At 42.6% G+C, this 17129-nt stretch carries 14 protein-coding genes and 1 other annotated feature; of the genes, 5 read left to right on the forward strand and 9 right to left on the reverse strand.

Annotated elements, in window-relative coordinates; genetic code table 11:
• Positions 1-126 precede the first annotated feature (126 nt).
• The 3 genes from AC58UU_RS07380 to AC58UU_RS07390 all read right to left on the reverse strand — a co-directional run bounded on the left by AC58UU_RS07380 (position 127) and on the right by AC58UU_RS07390 (position 4059).
• On the reverse strand, positions 127-2232 hold the full coding sequence (locus tag AC58UU_RS07380; protein ID WP_497314321.1) for a PAS domain-containing protein: 2106 nt from the start codon (positions 2230-2232) through the stop codon (positions 127-129).
• Positions 2233-2386: 154 nt separating this feature from the next.
• Positions 2387-2827: a CBS domain-containing protein gene (locus tag AC58UU_RS07385; protein ID WP_497314323.1), complete on the reverse strand. Its 441-nt coding sequence runs from the start codon at positions 2825-2827 to the stop codon at positions 2387-2389.
• Between the two features lie 62 nt (positions 2828-2889).
• Positions 2890-4059 (reverse strand): M20 family metallopeptidase, encoded by a 1170-nt coding sequence (locus AC58UU_RS07390; protein ID WP_497314325.1) that lies wholly within the window; start codon positions 4057-4059, stop codon positions 2890-2892.
• A 204-nt stretch (positions 4060-4263) separates the two neighbouring features.
• Here AC58UU_RS07390 and AC58UU_RS07395 point away from each other — a divergent pair, with 204 nt between their 5' ends.
• Together AC58UU_RS07395 and ftsW are read left to right on the forward strand one after the other, a co-directional pair.
• Positions 4264-4611 (forward strand): YugN family protein, encoded by a 348-nt coding sequence (locus AC58UU_RS07395; RefSeq protein ID WP_171648669.1) that lies wholly within the window; start codon positions 4264-4266, stop codon positions 4609-4611.
• 13 nt (positions 4612-4624) lie between these two features.
• A complete protein-coding gene (gene ftsW / locus AC58UU_RS07400; protein ID WP_497314327.1) occupies positions 4625-5794 on the forward strand; it encodes a putative lipid II flippase FtsW in 1170 nt (389 codons plus the stop codon).
• 19 nt (positions 5795-5813) lie between these two features.
• Here the strand turns inward: ftsW and AC58UU_RS07405 are convergent, their stop codons facing one another.
• Positions 5814-6194 (reverse strand): Asp23/Gls24 family envelope stress response protein, encoded by a 381-nt coding sequence (locus AC58UU_RS07405; protein ID WP_029195598.1) that lies wholly within the window; start codon positions 6192-6194, stop codon positions 5814-5816.
• 198 nt (positions 6195-6392) lie between these two features.
• On the opposite strand from AC58UU_RS07405, the gene cax reads away from it, so the two are divergent.
• Positions 6393-7439 carry a calcium/proton exchanger gene (gene cax, locus AC58UU_RS07410; protein ID WP_497314330.1) on the forward strand — a complete coding sequence of 349 codons (1047 nt, stop codon included), beginning with the start codon at positions 6393-6395 and terminating at the stop codon, positions 7437-7439.
• A gap of 42 nt (positions 7440-7481) precedes the next feature.
• Here cax and AC58UU_RS07415 read toward each other — a convergent pair whose 3' ends face one another.
• The 4 genes from AC58UU_RS07415 to AC58UU_RS07430 form a co-directional block, all read right to left on the reverse strand.
• Complete coding sequence (locus tag AC58UU_RS07415; RefSeq protein ID WP_497314332.1) at positions 7482-7769, reverse strand: Fpa/YlaN family protein; 288 nt, start codon at positions 7767-7769, stop codon at positions 7482-7484.
• Positions 7770-7893: 124 nt separating this feature from the next.
• Positions 7894-8142 carry an HPr family phosphocarrier protein gene (locus AC58UU_RS07420; RefSeq protein WP_171648663.1) on the reverse strand — a complete coding sequence of 83 codons (249 nt, stop codon included), beginning with the start codon at positions 8140-8142 and terminating at the stop codon, positions 7894-7896.
• 114 nt (positions 8143-8256) lie between these two features.
• On the reverse strand, positions 8257-8766 hold the full coding sequence (locus AC58UU_RS07425; RefSeq protein WP_497314334.1) for a TVP38/TMEM64 family protein: 510 nt from the start codon (positions 8764-8766) through the stop codon (positions 8257-8259).
• A gap of 441 nt (positions 8767-9207) precedes the next feature.
• Positions 9208-11196: a diguanylate cyclase gene (locus AC58UU_RS07430; protein WP_497314336.1), complete on the reverse strand. Its 1989-nt coding sequence runs from the start codon at positions 11194-11196 to the stop codon at positions 9208-9210.
• Between the two features lie 352 nt (positions 11197-11548).
• On the opposite strand from AC58UU_RS07430, the gene rpsD reads away from it, so the two are divergent.
• Complete coding sequence (rpsD, locus tag AC58UU_RS07435) at positions 11549-12148, forward strand: 30S ribosomal protein S4 (protein WP_057302933.1); 600 nt, start codon at positions 11549-11551, stop codon at positions 12146-12148.
• A gap of 45 nt (positions 12149-12193) precedes the next feature.
• Here rpsD and tyrS read toward each other — a convergent pair whose 3' ends face one another.
• Positions 12194-13453 carry a tyrosine--tRNA ligase gene (gene tyrS / locus AC58UU_RS07440; protein WP_497314338.1) on the reverse strand — a complete coding sequence of 420 codons (1260 nt, stop codon included), beginning with the start codon at positions 13451-13453 and terminating at the stop codon, positions 12194-12196.
• Positions 13454-13504: 51 nt separating this feature from the next.
• Positions 13505-13782, reverse strand: a binding site (T-box leader).
• Positions 13783-13910: 128 nt separating this feature from the next.
• Here tyrS and AC58UU_RS07445 point away from each other — a divergent pair.
• Positions 13911-17039: a transglycosylase domain-containing protein gene (locus tag AC58UU_RS07445; RefSeq protein ID WP_497314339.1), complete on the forward strand. Its 3129-nt coding sequence runs from the start codon at positions 13911-13913 to the stop codon at positions 17037-17039.
• Positions 17040-17129 lie beyond the last annotated feature (90 nt).

Consider the following 17129-nt stretch of genomic DNA (forward strand, 5'->3'; position numbering starts at 1 on the left):
GTTATCAATGTAGCATATTTAGAAGACAGCATCTTGTCGCAGATTGACCACCTTATTGCGAACTTTGACAGTTACAAGATTTATAGAAATGAAAAAAAGACCGCTTTCCCGGTCTATTCCCCCATTTTACGAAGAAGCTGGCAGTTGGATAAGGACAGTGGTGCCAACGCCTAGCTTACTTTGATATTCGATATGTCCTTGATGTTCATCGATAATCGCGAAGCTAACCATTACGCCGAGCCCAGTCCCCTTCTCTTTCGTCGTGTAAAAGGGTTCCCCTATGCGCGGCAGCCCCTCCTCCGATATACCCAGTCCCTGATCTGCGAAATAGAGAGCTACACCACTCGCAACCTTTTTCACAGATACATTCAGGCAGCCTCCCGTTGGCATCGCCTCAATGGCATTTTTAATCATATTCACGAAAACCTGCTTTAATTGGTTACGCTCACATTTAACCAGAGGAAGATTGGGTTCACAATCTAGTTCGATGATCACATTGCTCATGATTGCCTCTGTATTCAGCAGTTCAATGACTTCGCTAAGAATAGCTGTGGTATCATGAGGATGAAAGGCTACAGCCTGTGGCTTAGCAAGAATCAGAAGCTCTCCTAAGATCATTTCGATACGATTAAATTCTTCTTGCATGATCTGAAAATACCGCAGCTTGCTTTCTTCGTTGGCATGACACATCAGCTTAGCAAATCCTTTGAGTGCCGTAAGCGGATTGCGGATCTCATGCGCTATACCTGCAGCTAATTGTCCAGCGACGTTCAATTTTTCCGTTTTGCGCAGCAGCTCTTCCGTCTGTTTTTGTATGGTGATATCCTGCACCGTTCCAAATAGACGCAGCGGTCTCCCCCATTCATCATAGGTTGTTTTGGCCATGGTATGAATCATGCGGACCTCATTCTCGTTCACAATAATTCGATACTCCAAATCTAGATAACCGCCATGTAGAGAATCACGGATTGCCTCTTTCACTTTAACTGTATCATCCGGATGAACCGTATTAAAAAAGGCTTCTATTGTATTCCCAAAACTTTCACGGCGCATACGAAACAGCACAAGTAACTCGTCTGACCAATACAAATCATTCCTGATCACATCCCAATCATAGTGACCCAATCCCGCGATTTCTTGCGCAATTTCTAAATTGGCTTTGCTTTTTTTAAGCTCAGCTTCAATTTCTTTATGTGTTGTAATATCGTGAATGAGTCCACGTACAGCCGTACGACCGTTTTCGCGGATGACTCGCTCGATTTGAGATTTAAGATAGCGTACCTCTCCATCATTTCGAACAATCCTGTACTCGACGTCTGAGATTCCAACCTGAATAGCAGTCTCAAAAGCAAGGGCTACTTTCTCGCGATCATCCAATACAATTTGCTTAATAGCTTCGCTTAATTCCATGGAATCTACAGGATCAAGACCATGGATACGGTACATCTCCTCGGACCAGATGCAATACTCATCATTCAGATATCGCTCAAAGCTGCCAAATTGCCCCAGCCTTTGTGCTTGAACAAAACGCTCCTCGACTAGCTTACGTTCCGTAATATCGCGCCAAATACCCAATATCTTACTTTTTTTGCCATCTTCATCTAACATCCATTTGAAATTTTTCTCAAACCACACGTACCAACCTTTTTTATGTAAGAAACGACAGGTGATCATCCCTTGGTCTGCAACAGCCAAATGGTTTTCATCCATAAAAATGTTTCTCAGCATCTCTATGTCATCTGAATGACAATACGTCAAGATACGAGTACCTACCATTTCATCAACCTCATAACCGAGCAGCGGATGAATAGCAGGGGATAGATATCGAAATTTACCATCTACTGAAGTCAATGTGATTAAATCTTGAAAATTCTCTGTATATTTTAGATAATACTCACTTTCTAGCAATGAAGTAATCTCAGCATAATCCGGTTTGCGTAATGCAATATGCAAGCTCCCGCCAAATGGATATGCACTTATCCTTACCCACTGATTGGACGATTTTATGTACTCTTCAAAATGAACCTCTTCCTTATTTTTACGGGCTTTATGGAATTGATCGTAACAAGCGTACCGTATCGCAGCAGGAAATTCTGCCCAAGCGACTTTACCCAATAACTCATTAGGCATACGATTTAAAATTTTTGCTGCATATTCGTTGATATATGTATAATGCCAACCTGCGTCTAGAATAATTACACCAATAAATGCGCTGTCTTCGACCCTATTCATTCTAAGATGCTAACCTCCCCTACCCTTTTCGCTATCATTATCTCTCATCACTTATCGGTAGTAAAGATAACAATTTTTCCTGACAAAAAAAGCAACCCTTCTCCATAGAATGGAAAACAGGTTGCTTATTATTATTATTATGCGTGGAACATGATTATCTACTGCCGACTAGTGTTTTGTCTGATGAAATTTTGCTAAGCGCTTCCCCTGCTTCATCCTCAAAGCTGCCGCGAACCGCTAGGTCGCCGATGGCTACGATTCCTACAAGCTCGCCGTTCTCCACTACTGGTAACCGTCGAATTTGATCTTTAGCCATCATTTTGGCGGCTTCTTCAACAGATGTATCGGGGCTTATTGTCGCAATATCCTTCGTGATTACTTTATCTACAGCTGTAGAACCAGAATGCTTTTCTGCATATCCGCGAACAACAAGGTCACGGTCAGTTACAACACCAATGAGCTTCTTGCCCTCTACAACGGCAACGAATCCAATATCATGCTGCTTCATTTTCAAAGCGATCTCGTAGACATTATCCTGCAGAGTAACGGTCACGCAATCTTTACTCATGATGTCTCTCACTGTTTTACCTGCCATGTCCATAATCCCTCCTCGGAGTTAACTTACCTCTATAGCATTCTCCAAAGGATGAACGGCATTCATGCCATATAATCCAAAGCCATTCCTAACAACAAATTTGCTGCATTTAGCATGGATTTCTCGTCAATATCGAACTTCGGATGATGGTGCGGATGTACGATGCCAGCCTCAACATTACCTGCACCAACGAACATAAAACAGCCTGGTCGGTGGTTCAAATAATAGGAAAAGTCCTCTCCGGCCATAATAAGTGGGGACTCGTGCACGGCTTCTGCCCCAAACAATTCGGTACCAACTTTGAAGAAGCGCTCTGCTTCTTTCCCGTCATTAACAACTGTAGGGTAACCTAATTTATAGTTTATCTTATAGGAAGCTTGATTCATCTCACAAGTGGTATGTACGATCCGTTCGAGGCGCTGCTTCACATCTTGTCTAAGTTCCGCATTGAAAGTGCGTACAGTGCCATTCAGCACACTCGTTTCAGCTATGACATTGAAGCTAGAGCCCCCGTGGAAGGATCCAACGCTAACCACACATGGTTCTATCGGATCAATTTGTCGACTTACGATCGCTTGAAGATTAACAACTAATTGAGAAGCTACATAAATGCTATCAATTGTTTGATGAGGCAAACCCCCATGTCCACCTTTTCCTTGAATATGAATGGTGAATTCATCGGGTGCCGCCATTAAGGGACCCGCTTTGGAATAAAAATGGCCTACAGGAAATGGTGTCCATAGATGAACGCCGAACACGGCATCAACACCTTCAAGAGCTCCTTCTTGGATCATGGAATCAGCGCCACCAGGCGTAATTTCTTCAGCATGTTGGAACAGGAAAACTAGATTCCCTTTTAGTTGAGTGCGATGCTGACTCGCCACCTTGGCAATACCAAGCAGTGTTGAGGTGTGTGCGTCGTGTCCACAAGCGTGCATAACGCCTTTTGTGAGCGAAGAGTACGCACAGTTCTTCTCATCTTGAATAGGCAGTGCATCCATGTCTGCTCGAAGCGCAACCGTAGGACCTTCGCTGCTGCCGCGGAGCAGTCCGACAATACCATTGCCTCCTACATTTTTGCGAACTTCAATACCCCAACTTTGTAGATGATTCGCCACAAATTCAGCGGTGCGATATTCATGGAAAGATAGTTCGGGATTTTGATGTAAGTAGCGCCTCCAGGCAACCATTTCTTCATAATTCGCTTGTAAGCTTGCTTGAAAATCGTTCATAAGGAAAATCCTCCGCCCATCCTTGTTTCTTAACTTTTCACGCTTGCCGTGTCATTGAACCTATTCTACCAAATAAATGATCATGTTTCATCTGTAAAGTGCCATCAAATATTAGAAAATTGACGTTGTTATCGACTTGCAGAACCTTTGGAAACATACTATCATGAATAAAGAATGCATACGTACAATATGGAGGCGTTAAAATTGATTATTGAAGCAACTGGCCTAAAAGGCTTAAAAAGCGATTTGGCTCATCTGGATGAAGTAACGACTAAACTTGGTTTCGTGCGTTGGCAGTGGGAATACACGCGTGCTACTTATGATTTTAAAATGGAAGATAAAGCAAGTAAATCCGTGTATTTCTTACGTGTAAATGCTCGTGTAGAATCCGGTAAACTAGAATCTCCTTATGCAATCTTATTCCTAGAAGAAGCTTACATAGGTAAAGAAACGTTCCCGCATGGCTTGGATTACAATTCTCCTATCCCTGAGTCGGTTCTCAAAATTTCCAACCAAAAATTAGCTCAACTGCAGCAATTATTAGCAGACTAGGCGAGGAAACAGCATGAATCCCCCTCGAAGAGGAACGCCGGATTTTCTGCTGCTTTTTTTAACCTTTGTACTTGTTTGCTTCGGTCTTGCCATGGTTTTCAGTGCAAGCTCAATGACGAGTGCTTATCGATGGGACGACCCATGGTATTTTACGAAGAAGCAATTGATAGCTGTTGGCTTAGGAAGCGTTGGCATGCTTTTCTGCATGAACCTCCATTACACCAAGCTGAAAAAGTTGGTTATTCCCGCTTTCTTTGTTATCGTTATGCTGCTCGTTCTCGTTATTTTCACTTCAAAATCAAACGGTGCAGCCAGCTGGTTTAATGTAGGTAAATTTGGCATTCAGCCAACGGAATTCGCCAAACTAATCGTTATTCTTTATTTGGCTTCTCTCATTAGTAATAAAGAAGAGAAGTTCCGTAATTTCAAGAAAGGGCTGCTCCCTGCCTTGGTGATCGTCGGATTTGTCAGTATGCTCATCATGCTCCAGCCTGATTTGGGCTCCTGTATGATCCTGCTGGTTTGCTCTGCTATTGTTATCATTGTGGGCGGCTCCAACCTAAAACATATTTTCCTTTTAGGGACAGGCCTTGCTGCGATCGGAACCATAGTTGTTACCCTTTACCTACTAATAAATAACACAGCAGATACGTCAAGCAGTTACCGTTTGAACCGTCTAACCTCGTTTCTCGATCCATGGGCCGATACTTCGGATACTGGGTATCAGGTCGTCCAATCCTTATTCGCATTCGGACACGGCGGACTGACTGGTGCAGGATTCGGTCAAGGCATTCAGAAGCTGCATTATTTACCTGAAGCTCATAACGACTTCATTTTTGCAATCATTGGGGAAGAGTTTGGTTTTATTGGGAGTTCCATATTCATCCTTATCTTCCTGCTCTTTATATGGCGTGGCATCCTTGTCGCTGTTCGCAGTCCCGATTTGTTCGGTATGGTAGCAGGAGTTGGCATTATGAGCATTTTTGCCTTCCAAGCCGTCATTAATATCGGTGGCGTTACAGGATCCATTCCACTTACCGGTGTAACCTTGCCGTTTATTTCAGCAGGAGGTTCCTCCATGATGGTCTCTCTCATCAGTATGGGGATTCTGCTCAGTATTTCTCGGGAACAATCACACAAAGAAGATGCAAAACCCAAAAAAAGACTCAATCGATTTCAGTGAAATCGATTGAGTCTTTTTTCTATTTAACACGATGTGGATCATCTGCTGTCTCTTCTTCCTTGAACGCTACGCCTTCTACCTTGACGTTGACTTCCACCACGGTTAGCCCGGTCATATTTTCAACAGCTTCTCTCACGTTTTCTTGGAGATCCCTGCATACGTCCTGAATACGGGAACCGTAATTGACGATAACACGTAGATCGATAGCTGCTTCCACTTGCCCGACCTCTACAGAAACCCCACGCTGCACATTCTTACCACTGAGTCGCTTAGCTAAACCTTCCGAGATACCGCCTGACATGCCTGCTATGCCTGCTGTCTCCAGAGCTGCAAGTCCTGCAATTGTCGATACTACATCATCAGAAATACGAATTAAGCCGGTTTGATTGTCTTCGGACATACAGATCAACTCCTCATATAGGGATCATTGAGTGGAGCTCAAAGTCTCTCCACTCTGGTATAAATCTATTGTAATAAGTTCACTAGATGAAAGCAAGAACAGCGACAACGGACAAATCGAATTTACATTGGGTTCCAAAGTGGGTATATTAAAAGAAGTCAAAAAGTACCAATATAAGAATGAGTCGGAGGGTTTACTTTGAAGGGAAAATTGTTTTACATCGGGTTAATCATTTCTTTCGTTACAACGGGTATCGCTCATTACATGCATCTGAATTCAACACTTCAATTCGTTATTGCTTGTATAGCTATCATTTTTGTAGCTGGATTTCTAGGTAAAGCAACAGAAAGTGTTGCCCATTATGCAGGTGAGCGCGTGGGAGGATTCCTCAACGCAACGTTTGGTAACGCAGCTGAGTTAATTATTGCGTTCTTCTTAGTTAGAGACGGATTGTTCGATGTCGTCAAGGCAAGTCTCACCGGAGCCATCATCGGCAATCTGCTGCTTGTTCTGGGACTGAGCATATTTGCAGGTGGATTAAAGTTTAAAGAACAGTCATTTAACGTAAAACTTGCTTCACACAATTCTTCCTTAATGATTCTTGGGGTTGTTGCGTTATTCATTCCAGCCATCTTCGCAGGTGGACTGACAACCAAAGAAACGTCAACAATGAGCATGATCGTCGCCATATTACTAATTGTCGCCTACTTGCTCTGGCTTCTATTCTCCATGGTTACACACAAAAATGTACTTTCTGATGAAGCCATTGAACATGGTGAGGCAGCTTGGTCTAAAAGAACTTCCATTCTTTTTCTAATCTTAGCCACCGTCATGGTAGCTTTCACCAGTGAGTGGTTAGTTGGCACATTAGAAGAAGTTACCCATAGATTTGGATTATCAGAGCTGTTTGTAGGTGCATTCCTCATTGCCATTATTGGAAATGCTGCGGAGCATAGTGCCGCCGTGATGATGGCCATGAAGAATAAAATGGGTGCAGCCGTAGAAATAGCAATCGGCAGTTCGTTGCAAATCGCTTTATTCGTAGCTCCTGTGCTTGTACTTGTCAGTTTCTTCGTAAGTGGAACACCCATGAACATTGTCTTCACCACCTATGAACTTGCTGCAATCGGAGTCGCTGTCTTTATTACGAAGTCAATAACCCAAGATGGCTCAACCAACTGGTATGAAGGTCTCCTGCTGCTTGTGGTCTACATCATTCTAGGCGTCGTATTCTTCCTCGTCTAAATACGCAAACAAAGACAAAAAAAAGTAACCCATTGTGAAGGGTTACTTTTTGTTATTCAACGCTTCATATAGCTCCGCAAGGTTACGTTCAAGCTTGCTGAGAATTTGTTTACCAGGTATTTCGGAAATAAGTCCCGCTCGAATGGCAAAATCAATTTCTCTAGAAAGTCCGTACATTTGCGTATCTAAAACTTCTTCATACAGTGGACATTGACGCGTTGTCAAATTCTCCATTTGTACTTCGATTAGCTTTTCGATTTTATCTGCATCTTCTTGGAGAAGATTAAGCGCTTTTTGATTCATGTCCAGCAATAGATCAGATGAAGACATTCCCAACTTCCCCCTATACGCATAGTCATCCGTCCTTATATGATCTATATTAAGCGAAATTGGATCAATATACAAGAGAAGGTACCCTCAGAGATTCTGAGAGTACCTTCTTTAAGCATGAATTCTATTCTTGAACAACGTTTACGCCCAAATTGTGCTTAGCGAATACTTCAGCCATAGCGATTTTCGCTTCTTCTGCATCCGGCCCATGTACATGAAGATCATAGTTGCTGGAGCTAAGCAATGTAGTAAACAAACCTAAGATACTTTTTACATCGATATACTTATTATCATATTGGAGAACGATTGAAGATCTGAATTTATTAGCTGTTTGTGAAATTTCAACAATTGCGGCATTATTAGCACTTGGCATATTTCATTCCTCCATTTATTTGCATCTGAATTGGTCGCCTTGCTCCCTATATGATAACTTGGAAAGGTTACTTAACGCAACTAAAAATTTCCTTCATTCTCCAAGTAAAGCGCTTTACTTCGTCTTTGCTGCAATGGCTTTCTTCACGCCGTTCCCTATTAGAATCAAAACAACGAAAATACCTAGCAACAAAAGTAGTCTTCCCTTATATTTCTGGAAATGAAATAAATCATGTGCAATCATCGATTCCAGGAATACGATCGGCAGTTTCCCCAGCAAGGTACCCCATAGAAAATGAGTAAACCGCATTCGAGTTAGCCCAGCACCAAAATTAATCGCAGAGGAAGGTAAAATCGGAATCAATCTGCCTAGAAGGACATATAGGAATCCGCGCTTCTCCATCCGCTTACTAAACTGCGTCACTAATGGAAATCGCTCGAGCTTTTTTTCTACCCATGCATGTCCATAATAGCGAGCAAAATAAAAAGAGGCAACTGCTCCTAAACAAGACATTATGTAATTAACAAGAAACCCTATTTTAATACCGAAAATAGCAACATTCGTACCTGCTACAACAACAAAGGGAATAAACGGAAAGAACGTTTGAAAAAAAATTAAAGCCATTCCGATGATTTTACCGGGCCAACCAATGTCCCTTAAATGTTCAGATAGCTGTCGCATATTGCTGTGAGTAAGTTTAATGCCTGTAGGGTTATAAAATAAAAAGGCAATCAGGGCAACGAGCAAAATACAAATAAAAAAAACTAGCAAAATGTGTTTTCTGTTTCTGTTTAACACCGACAAATTTCGACCATCCTTCCCTTAGACCAAACCATTGTAACATGTTACAGAAGGTTCAGGAAGAGAAAAGTGAGGAGTTATCTGGTTATACAACAGTGAAGTACCCTATACTATTTCTATCCTTCATATAGTTTACCCTACCTATGCAAATTTATTAGATTAGATACCTTTTTTCGACATTATATGCAAATTGAGCAACCAAGTTCTTGATGTGAAAGTGTTAAAGCGAAGCAAAAGCACCTGTCCTTAGACAAGTGCTTTTTATTAGCCGGTTCGAATTTGGTTACGACCGTTATTTTTAGCTTGATAGAGAGCCATATCTGCACGATAGAACAGCGATTCTACACTAATCTTGTCTTCTTCCCAATTCCAATCCGAAACACCACAGGAAACGGTTACTTGCGGATTAGTCTCCTCAAGCACACGAATACGAATACGTTCTGCAATTCGAATCGTTTGAGCCTTGGCAACTTGGGGTAAATAGACCGCAAGCTCTTCCCCGCCCCACCTTGCTGCAATATCACTATCCCTAATACTAGTTTTAATAATTTGGCTTACCTGGATCAAGATTTTATCGCCTACCTGATGACCGTAGGTATCATTAACCCGTTTGAAATTGTCTATATCAACTACAATAAGTGAACCGCAGAAGTCCTTCTTTTGCATCGAATTGGCCTGTTCGTCCAAATAATGTCGTACATAAAGTCCTGTCAAGTTGTCTGTAATAACCATTCGTTTCACTTCAGCATGCAGGGAAGCATTCGTCATGGCAAGACCAATATGCCCCGAAAGAACCTGCAGCAATTTGTAGTTATCATAGGAAAAGAAATTTGGCTTGCTGTGGACGACTAGAATAACGCCTTCAACTTGTCCATTCACGAGAATCGGCGAACCAATAAGCGATCTGGAGTTGGTTAACTGCATCAGCTTTGACTTGACCTTTTCATTGCTCCAATAGTCCGAAATAATAATCGGTTCTTTGGAGGTATAGACGACGCCAGAAAAGCCTTGATCTACGGTAAAGGTCTCATGAAACATCGCAGGCAAATTAGTCGCTTGTACGATTAAATTCTCACTATTTTTATCCGCTTGCAGAATACAACTATAATCCGCGCCGAAAATACTTAAAATTTCGCTCGATGCTGAGTTAAAGATTTCGTTTAAACGCAAGCTCTGATTTAACTGCTTGGTGATTTCATTAATAAGTCGAAGCTCGTTAATCATTAAATTCGACTGTTCATATAATTTAGCGTTTTCAAAAGCAGACCCGGCTGTATCGGCAAGCAATGATATGAATTGCAAATCCGAAGCGTGAATCAAATCGCTCTTAGACGTCATATATAACACGCCATATACACCCTGTTTGCCTGATAATGGAGCAGCGATATGACCTGTACTTGGGCCACTATTCTCGGATGATGGTTCAAATATCACATGCCCTTCCATAAAAGCACGTGTTCGAATGTCATTCTCTGTACTTTGGAAATTCAAAGGCTTCACAGATAGATTCGTAGAGTCATTATCTTGTGAAAGCAATAAATCTACTTGCATATTGGGGTAAACGCTATGCATGCACTCAATGACTTCAGTCAATACCGAATCAACATCGATTTTGGCGTGTAGTTTCTTAGAAGCCTCAAATAAAATATCATGCTTCTTAAACTCAAGTTCCCTATTTAGATGCTGCATAAACAAATGGTCGTACTTACGACGATCCTCTACGCTCTGCACACTACTTTGGAAAGATAGGGAGAGTATATAGAACAATTGTGCAAGTTCGTCTGCTTCTTCAAGTGTATGGGAAAATAGTCCCAAATATAAAATTGGAGCCCCTTGTGGATCTAGGACTGGAATCGAAGCAGCCAAAACGGATTTCAGTGCTTTTGCGCTCATTTCTTCGCTAGTCATTATATGCATTTTTGGATTTTCAGCACATCGTGCCAACGGATTGTCATTACGTTCTGCATAGCTCCATGATGCTCCTACCTGCAGCAATGCATCAGTAAGAAGTGTATCATGGGAGCAAGCCTTAACCACTTTAAGATCCGTATCCACGCATAGCAGTGCGGTTTGAGGCGGTAGCATCGCTTGCCCGAATTGGTGAATCCACTCATCAAAAGCATCTAGCGCTACATGATGACAATTGGATTCCCAATAGGAAAAGTTGCTAGAAAGAACAAGTCCTTGCCGAAGAAACTCTTCGAAGTGATCTGCACGACTATGTTGTTTCATACTACGAAGTGGTTCACTCATAGGCTCTCCTTCACCAACAAACTGTAGTCCTATTGATCCAGGCTAAATCTTACCTCATTTATCATACTATTTTTCTGTGCTTATTGCACGATATTTTAGAATCACTTTAAAGGATTGAGACTTGACACATGCCCCTGTTTTTAATAAAATTAGAAGTCGAGTAACAACATGATTTCGGTGAATGCCATTTGTGATCACCCTCACTGCTTTTGCTCCTGCCAAGACAGCGGCTGAACTACTCTTGTCAGGGAATCACATTATGATTCGTAAGCAAAACCAGGCACTTGTCTTCACCCTGACATCTAGATGCTATCTACTAAACTAATTGTTGAAAAGAAGGAGTTTTTCCTAAATGTCACGTTATACAGGACCTAAATTTAAATTAAGCCGTCGTGTTGGTATTTCTTTGAGTGGTAACGGTAAAGACTTGAAACGCCCATTCCCTCCAGGTCAACATGGCCCAGGACAACGTAAAAAAATGAGCGGCTATGGCGTTCAATTAAATGAAAAACAAAAACTTCGTCACATGTACGGTTTGAACGAGAAGCAATTCCGCAACTTGTTCGATAAAGCTTCCAAACTAAAAGGTATTTCCGGTGAGAACTTCATGATCTTGCTTGAAAGCCGCTTGGACAACCTGGTTTACCGTCTTGGTCTTTCCAACTCCCGCGCAGGCGCGCGTCAACTAGTTGCTCACGGTCACGTAACTGTGAACGGCAAAAAAGTAGATATCGCTTCTTACATCGTATCTACAGGTGACGTTATCGCTCTTCGTGAAAGAAGCAAAGGTCTTTCCGCAGTGAAAGAAGCTCTTGCTAACCGTAACTACCTGCCAACTTACCTTGAGTTCAACGATGCAAGCGTAGAAGGCAAGTACATTCGTTTGCCAGAACGTTCTGAGCTTCCACAAGAAATTGACGAGAAACAAATCGTCGAGTTCTACAGCCGTTAATAAAAGCAAGCCCCTCAGGGATTTCCCTAAGGGGCTTTTTTTTCGTTAAGCAAACTGTACCAGGTAGTAATTCTTTTTACCGCGGCGAATAATGATGTAAGACTCTCCGAGTCTACCCAAATCTCTAGTAACTGCATCGAATTGCGTCACTTTAACGCCATTGACCGTGACAGCACCACTCTCAATATCTTGACGTGCTTGGCGTTTGGACGGTGCCGCTCCTACGGAAATCAGTAAATCAACCAACGCAATATCATCTTGATCTATGGTTGCAGATGGAACATCCTTGAACGCTTCTTCAATCTCCGTACGTGAAAGCTCCTGAATATTACCACTGAATAAAGCAGTTGTAATGTTAAGTGCACTTTCTAACGCTTCTCCACCGTGTACAAGCTTCGTAACTTCGCGGGCAAGCAATTTCTGAGCCTCTCTCTTCTCAGGCTGAGCTTGCACTTCTTCCTCGAGACGTTCGATATCCTCATGAGAAACAAAAGTAAAATATTTCAGGAAACGGATGACGTCATTGTCGGCTGTGCCCAACCAGAATTGGTAAAACTGATAAGGAGACGTTTTGCTTGCATCCAACCAAATAGCTCCGCCTTCTGTCTTCCCGAACTTTTGACCATCACTTTTTGTCACAAGCGGCAAGGTTACCCCGTACGCACGTTTATCTGTGGACTTACCGATAAGCTCAAGACCAGCCGTAATATTACCCCATTGGTCACTTCCGCCAATTTGCACAGAGCAATTTTTCGTTTCATTAAGCTTCAGGAAATCGTAAGATTGCAGAATCATATAGCTGAACTCTGTGAAAGAAATCCCTTTGGAGATCCGTGAATCAACAGAATCCTTTGCCAACATGTAATTGACGGTAAAGTTTTTGCCTACATCACGAAGGAATTCGATGACGTTCAGCGATCCTAGCCAATCGTAATTGTTGACAAGCTCTGCACTATTTTCAATTTCTGTGGAGAAGTCGAGAAAGCGAGATAACTGATTTTTGATGCTTTGTGACCAAGCCTCGACAACTTCAGGCCCATTGAGTGTTCGCTCATTGGCTTTTCCGCTAGGATCACCAATCAGCCCTGTTCCCCCGCCTACGAGTGCCAAAGGAACGTGACCAGCGAGCTGAAAGCGTCTCAGAGTTAGAATAGGCAGCAAGCTACCGATGTGTAAGCTGTCCGCGGTCGGGTCAAAGCCGCAATAAAGCGTAACACGCTCCTCGCTAAGCTTTTTGTCCAAGCCCTCCCGATCCGTAATTTGATGAAGCAGTCCGCGAAACTCCAAATCCTTCAAAATATCCATGTTCATCCATCTCCTTTTTCATTAAACATACAAAAAAAGCCTTCTTATCCACAAAGGGACGAGAAGACTTGACTCGCGGTACCACCCTAATTAAAACAGTAGATACGTACAACTATAACAGGTGTTATGTGCACGGCTAGCTATTTTCACTCAAGAACCTTTAACGTGGTTTAATCGGCAAATACTACTTGTGCAGCTTATGTTGCTGCAGGTTCCCATTCACTGCTCAAGACCGTAATTCACTAACCTGCAGGTACCGGTTCGCACCAACCACCGGCTCTCTGAAAGCATCCACAAGCTACCTACTGCTGATCTTTCAACGCATTTGATAAAAATTTATCACATGTTTCTGGGTGTTGTCAAACCATGTCGGCATCGTTTCTTCGCTTCATCATTACCGCATAAGGTGCAATTATGGTATACTATTAGGGTTCATGTAAGGAGGATATTGGAACTTATGCGCAATTTTTTCGCTAAATGGAATCGCCCTTGGGTGAGAACTACATTCAAAGTAACATGGATTACATTAAAATGGACCATCATTAGTGCCTTTTTGGCGGGAATTGTCGGTGGATCTGCCGCTTTCGGGTATGTCAGTGCCCTAGTCAAAAAAGATCCTGTTCGTACCGAAGAGGCCATACGTCAGCAGATGCAGGAAAATGCAGTCACTGGCTTTGCTTACTTCAATGATGATACGGTCATAGGGCAATTGCGAACGGAAGAAGACCGTCGACTCGCTCAGCTAGATGACATTCCGCAGCTTCTGTTAGACGCTGTCCTCGCCATTGAAGACAAAGACTTCTACAATCATCGCGGGATCGATATCCGCGGGCTTTATCGGGCAGTAACTCAGAAACTACTGAACGAGGAAGTTCAAACAGGTGGAAGCACGATTACGCAACAGCTTGCCAGACGGGTCTTTCTTACACTAGACCGTGATGATGGACGTAAAGCAAGAGAGCTGCTGCTCGCGTTGCGGATGGAACGCCTAATGTCCAAGGATGAAATTTTGCTCGCTTATTTGAACAAAATTCCTTATGGCAATGGCGCGACAGGCTATAATCTATATGGGATTAAAGCAGCTGCCAAAGGTCTCTTCAACATCGACGATCTGGATAAGTTAAACGTTGCTCAAGCCGCTTACTTGGCCGGTCTGCCGCAATCCCCATCGCTGTACTCTGCATTCACGAGTAAGCCTGACTTTGATGAAGATGGTTTCAAAAAGGCGGTTACGCGTGAACAATTAGTACTCAAACGGATGCTGGAAGAAAAGAAAATTACGAATGAACAGTATCAAGAAGCACTTAAATTTGATCTTAAAGCTTCCATGCCCCCTTCGGCTCAGAAGGCTTATACGACTTATCCTTACCTAATGATTGAAACGGAAAAAGAAGCTGCCGAAATTTTGTTGAAGATCCAGAAGCCTGAGCTTGATCCTAAGAAAAACCAGGCCGCTTATAATGAAGCGTTAAAAGGTATACATACTCAACTCTTACGTGGCGGTTATCAAATCTATACAACCATAGATAAGACCATTTATGATTCCATGCATGAAATATCGAGTAACGATAAAAACTTCGCCCCTACGGATGATAAAAAAGGCATGGAACAAGTTGGGGCCATCATGATCGATTCTAAATCCGGAGCTATCAAAGGGATGATTGAGGGCCGCAATTTCTTCGAAGAGCAGCTCAATCACGCCACACAAGCATTCAGACAGCCAGGATCAACCATGAAGCCCATTGCCGCCTATATACCAGCCTTAGATAAAGGGGCCATTCAACCGGCTAGTATCGTGGATGATATCCCTATTATTCTAAAAGATGGTGTCAAAGGCTTTCATCTTCCAGAAAACTGGGATCACAAGTTTCATGGATTAATGACAGCAAGAAGAGCTTTAAACCAGTCTTACAACATCCCAGCCATTGATATATTTTTGAATAAAGTTGGTATAAATGATTCCTGGGATTTTGCAAAAAAACTCGGTATCACGTCCATTCAAAAAGAAGATTATTATGCGCAGACCGGCGTAATCGGCGGACTAAGCCGAGGAACTTCGGTGAGGGAACTGACCGGCGCCTATGCATCTATTCCGAATAAAGGCGTATTCAATGAGACGTTTATGATTCGCGAAATCAAAGATTCGAATGGCAAAACGATTTATACGCATGATCAAAAGCCAACCCCTGTCTATTCTCCACAAAGTGCATATCTGATTACAGATATGATGAAAACGGTGGTTAGCCAAGGTACAGCAACTGATTTGATGAAAAAGTACAAATCATATGGCAAAATTGAGATATCTGGAAAAACCGGCTCAACGCAAGATGATGCCGATGCTTGGTTTATGGGCTTTACCCCTGATATTACCGTTGGTGTCTGGATTGGTTATGACCAACCGATTAATAAGTTGTCTTCAAAAACATTACAGACGAATCACGCCAAAGATATATGGGCACTCATTATGAACCGAACAATCGAGCAAAAACCGGATCTCTTCCCTACCAAAACATTCGCCAAACCAGATGGTATTGTCTCAGCAACTGTATCCAGTTTATCCGGCAAGCTGCCGAGCGAATTGACTTCTAAGTCCGATCTTCTTGTTACGGATCTTTTCAACAAGAAATATGTGCCTACTGAGGTTGACAATGTCATGGTTCGAATGAAAATCAGTTCTTTTGGCGGCCTGAATTACATGGCGCAAGACAGCACGCCGGCTGATTTCGTCCAAGAGAAGACGGTTATTAAAAGACAAAAATCGATCAGTCAATTGCTCAAAGAAATCGAAGTTGCCATGAGTAAACTTCCTGAAAAAAGCCGTAAGCCGATCGATAATTATAAGCCAACAGATTATGACGATGACGCACCATCCGAAGTTGACCCTCGGGTTGATGACGGTAAAGAGCCCGCAGTACCAACGAACGTTGTAACAACCAAGTCAGGTGACACAGCAACTATTGCCTTCCAGGCAAGTCCGAATCCTGATATCGTCGGCTATCGCATATATCGTTCTGATAACCGCGGCAAGTTCCAGCTCATGGGCGGCAAAGTTGTATTGGCTGGCGCAGAGACGAAGTTTATTGATCAAATCCCCGGACCTAGCTTAATCGGTTATTATGTGACAGCAGTCGATGTAGCGGGGAAAGAATCGGCACCTAGCCGCTCCTCTTATACAGATGGAAGCTCGCTAGATTCATTGTTCGTACCTTCTGTCGATGGCAATCAAATTCCAGGAACTACTAACCCTCCAGGCACTAATGGTGGAATCGGTGAACCCATCGGAACCGACAACGGTAACAATGGAAGCACAAAGGACCTACCTGCCACACCAACCGGTATTAAAGCCAAAGCAGATGGCGCAGGTGTGATGTTAACCTGGAAAGCCAATGCGTCCAAGGATAAAGTAAAAAAATATATTGTTTATTTTAGTGACAAAGAAAAAGGAACGTTTAAGAAGCTTGGTTCTGTTGATGATGCGACCGAATTTCATTACTACGCAGCAGCTTACAACGGTTATTACAAAGTAACTGCTGTCAACGATGCGGGCGAGTCAAAGCCCTCCGCTTCTATCGCCTACAACAACTAAATCACTAAGTAGAAAGACCCGGGTACCCGGGTCTTTTTTATTTCAAATGCTTCTATATACGCAATAAAAAGCCTTCCTTACACCATTGAT

This window comes from Paenibacillus sp. JT22N1 (genome assembly GCF_059692155.1).

What these genes read in the sequence shown, in the direction of transcription:
- tyrS (WP_497314338.1), bottom strand. Translation starts at nt 13,453, where the DNA reads ATGGATATTTTGAAGGATTTGGAGTTTCGCGGACTGCTTCATCAAATT.
- AC58UU_RS07420 (WP_171648663.1), bottom strand. Translation starts at nt 8,142, where the DNA reads ATGCCAAGTGCTAATAATGCCGCAATTGTTGAAATTTCACAAACAGCT.
- AC58UU_RS07385 (WP_497314323.1), bottom strand. Translation starts at nt 2,827, where the DNA reads ATGGCAGGTAAAACAGTGAGAGACATCATGAGTAAAGATTGCGTGACC.
- AC58UU_RS07445 (WP_497314339.1), top strand. Translation starts at nt 13,911, where the DNA reads ATGCGCAATTTTTTCGCTAAATGGAATCGCCCTTGGGTGAGAACTACA.
- AC58UU_RS07415 (WP_497314332.1), bottom strand. Translation starts at nt 7,769, where the DNA reads ATGTCTTCATCTGATCTATTGCTGGACATGAATCAAAAAGCGCTTAAT.
- AC58UU_RS07425 (WP_497314334.1), bottom strand. Translation starts at nt 8,766, where the DNA reads ATGGCTTTAATTTTTTTTCAAACGTTCTTTCCGTTTATTCCCTTTGTT.
- AC58UU_RS07390 (WP_497314325.1), bottom strand. Translation starts at nt 4,059, where the DNA reads ATGAACGATTTTCAAGCAAGCTTACAAGCGAATTATGAAGAAATGGTT.
- AC58UU_RS07380 (WP_497314321.1), bottom strand. Translation starts at nt 2,232, where the DNA reads ATGAATAGGGTCGAAGACAGCGCATTTATTGGTGTAATTATTCTAGAC.
- rpsD (WP_057302933.1), top strand. Translation starts at nt 11,549, where the DNA reads ATGTCACGTTATACAGGACCTAAATTTAAATTAAGCCGTCGTGTTGGT.
- AC58UU_RS07405 (WP_029195598.1), bottom strand. Translation starts at nt 6,194, where the DNA reads ATGTCCGAAGACAATCAAACCGGCTTAATTCGTATTTCTGATGATGTA.
- AC58UU_RS07430 (WP_497314336.1), bottom strand. Translation starts at nt 11,196, where the DNA reads ATGAGTGAACCACTTCGTAGTATGAAACAACATAGTCGTGCAGATCAC.
- ftsW (WP_497314327.1), top strand. Translation starts at nt 4,625, where the DNA reads ATGAATCCCCCTCGAAGAGGAACGCCGGATTTTCTGCTGCTTTTTTTA.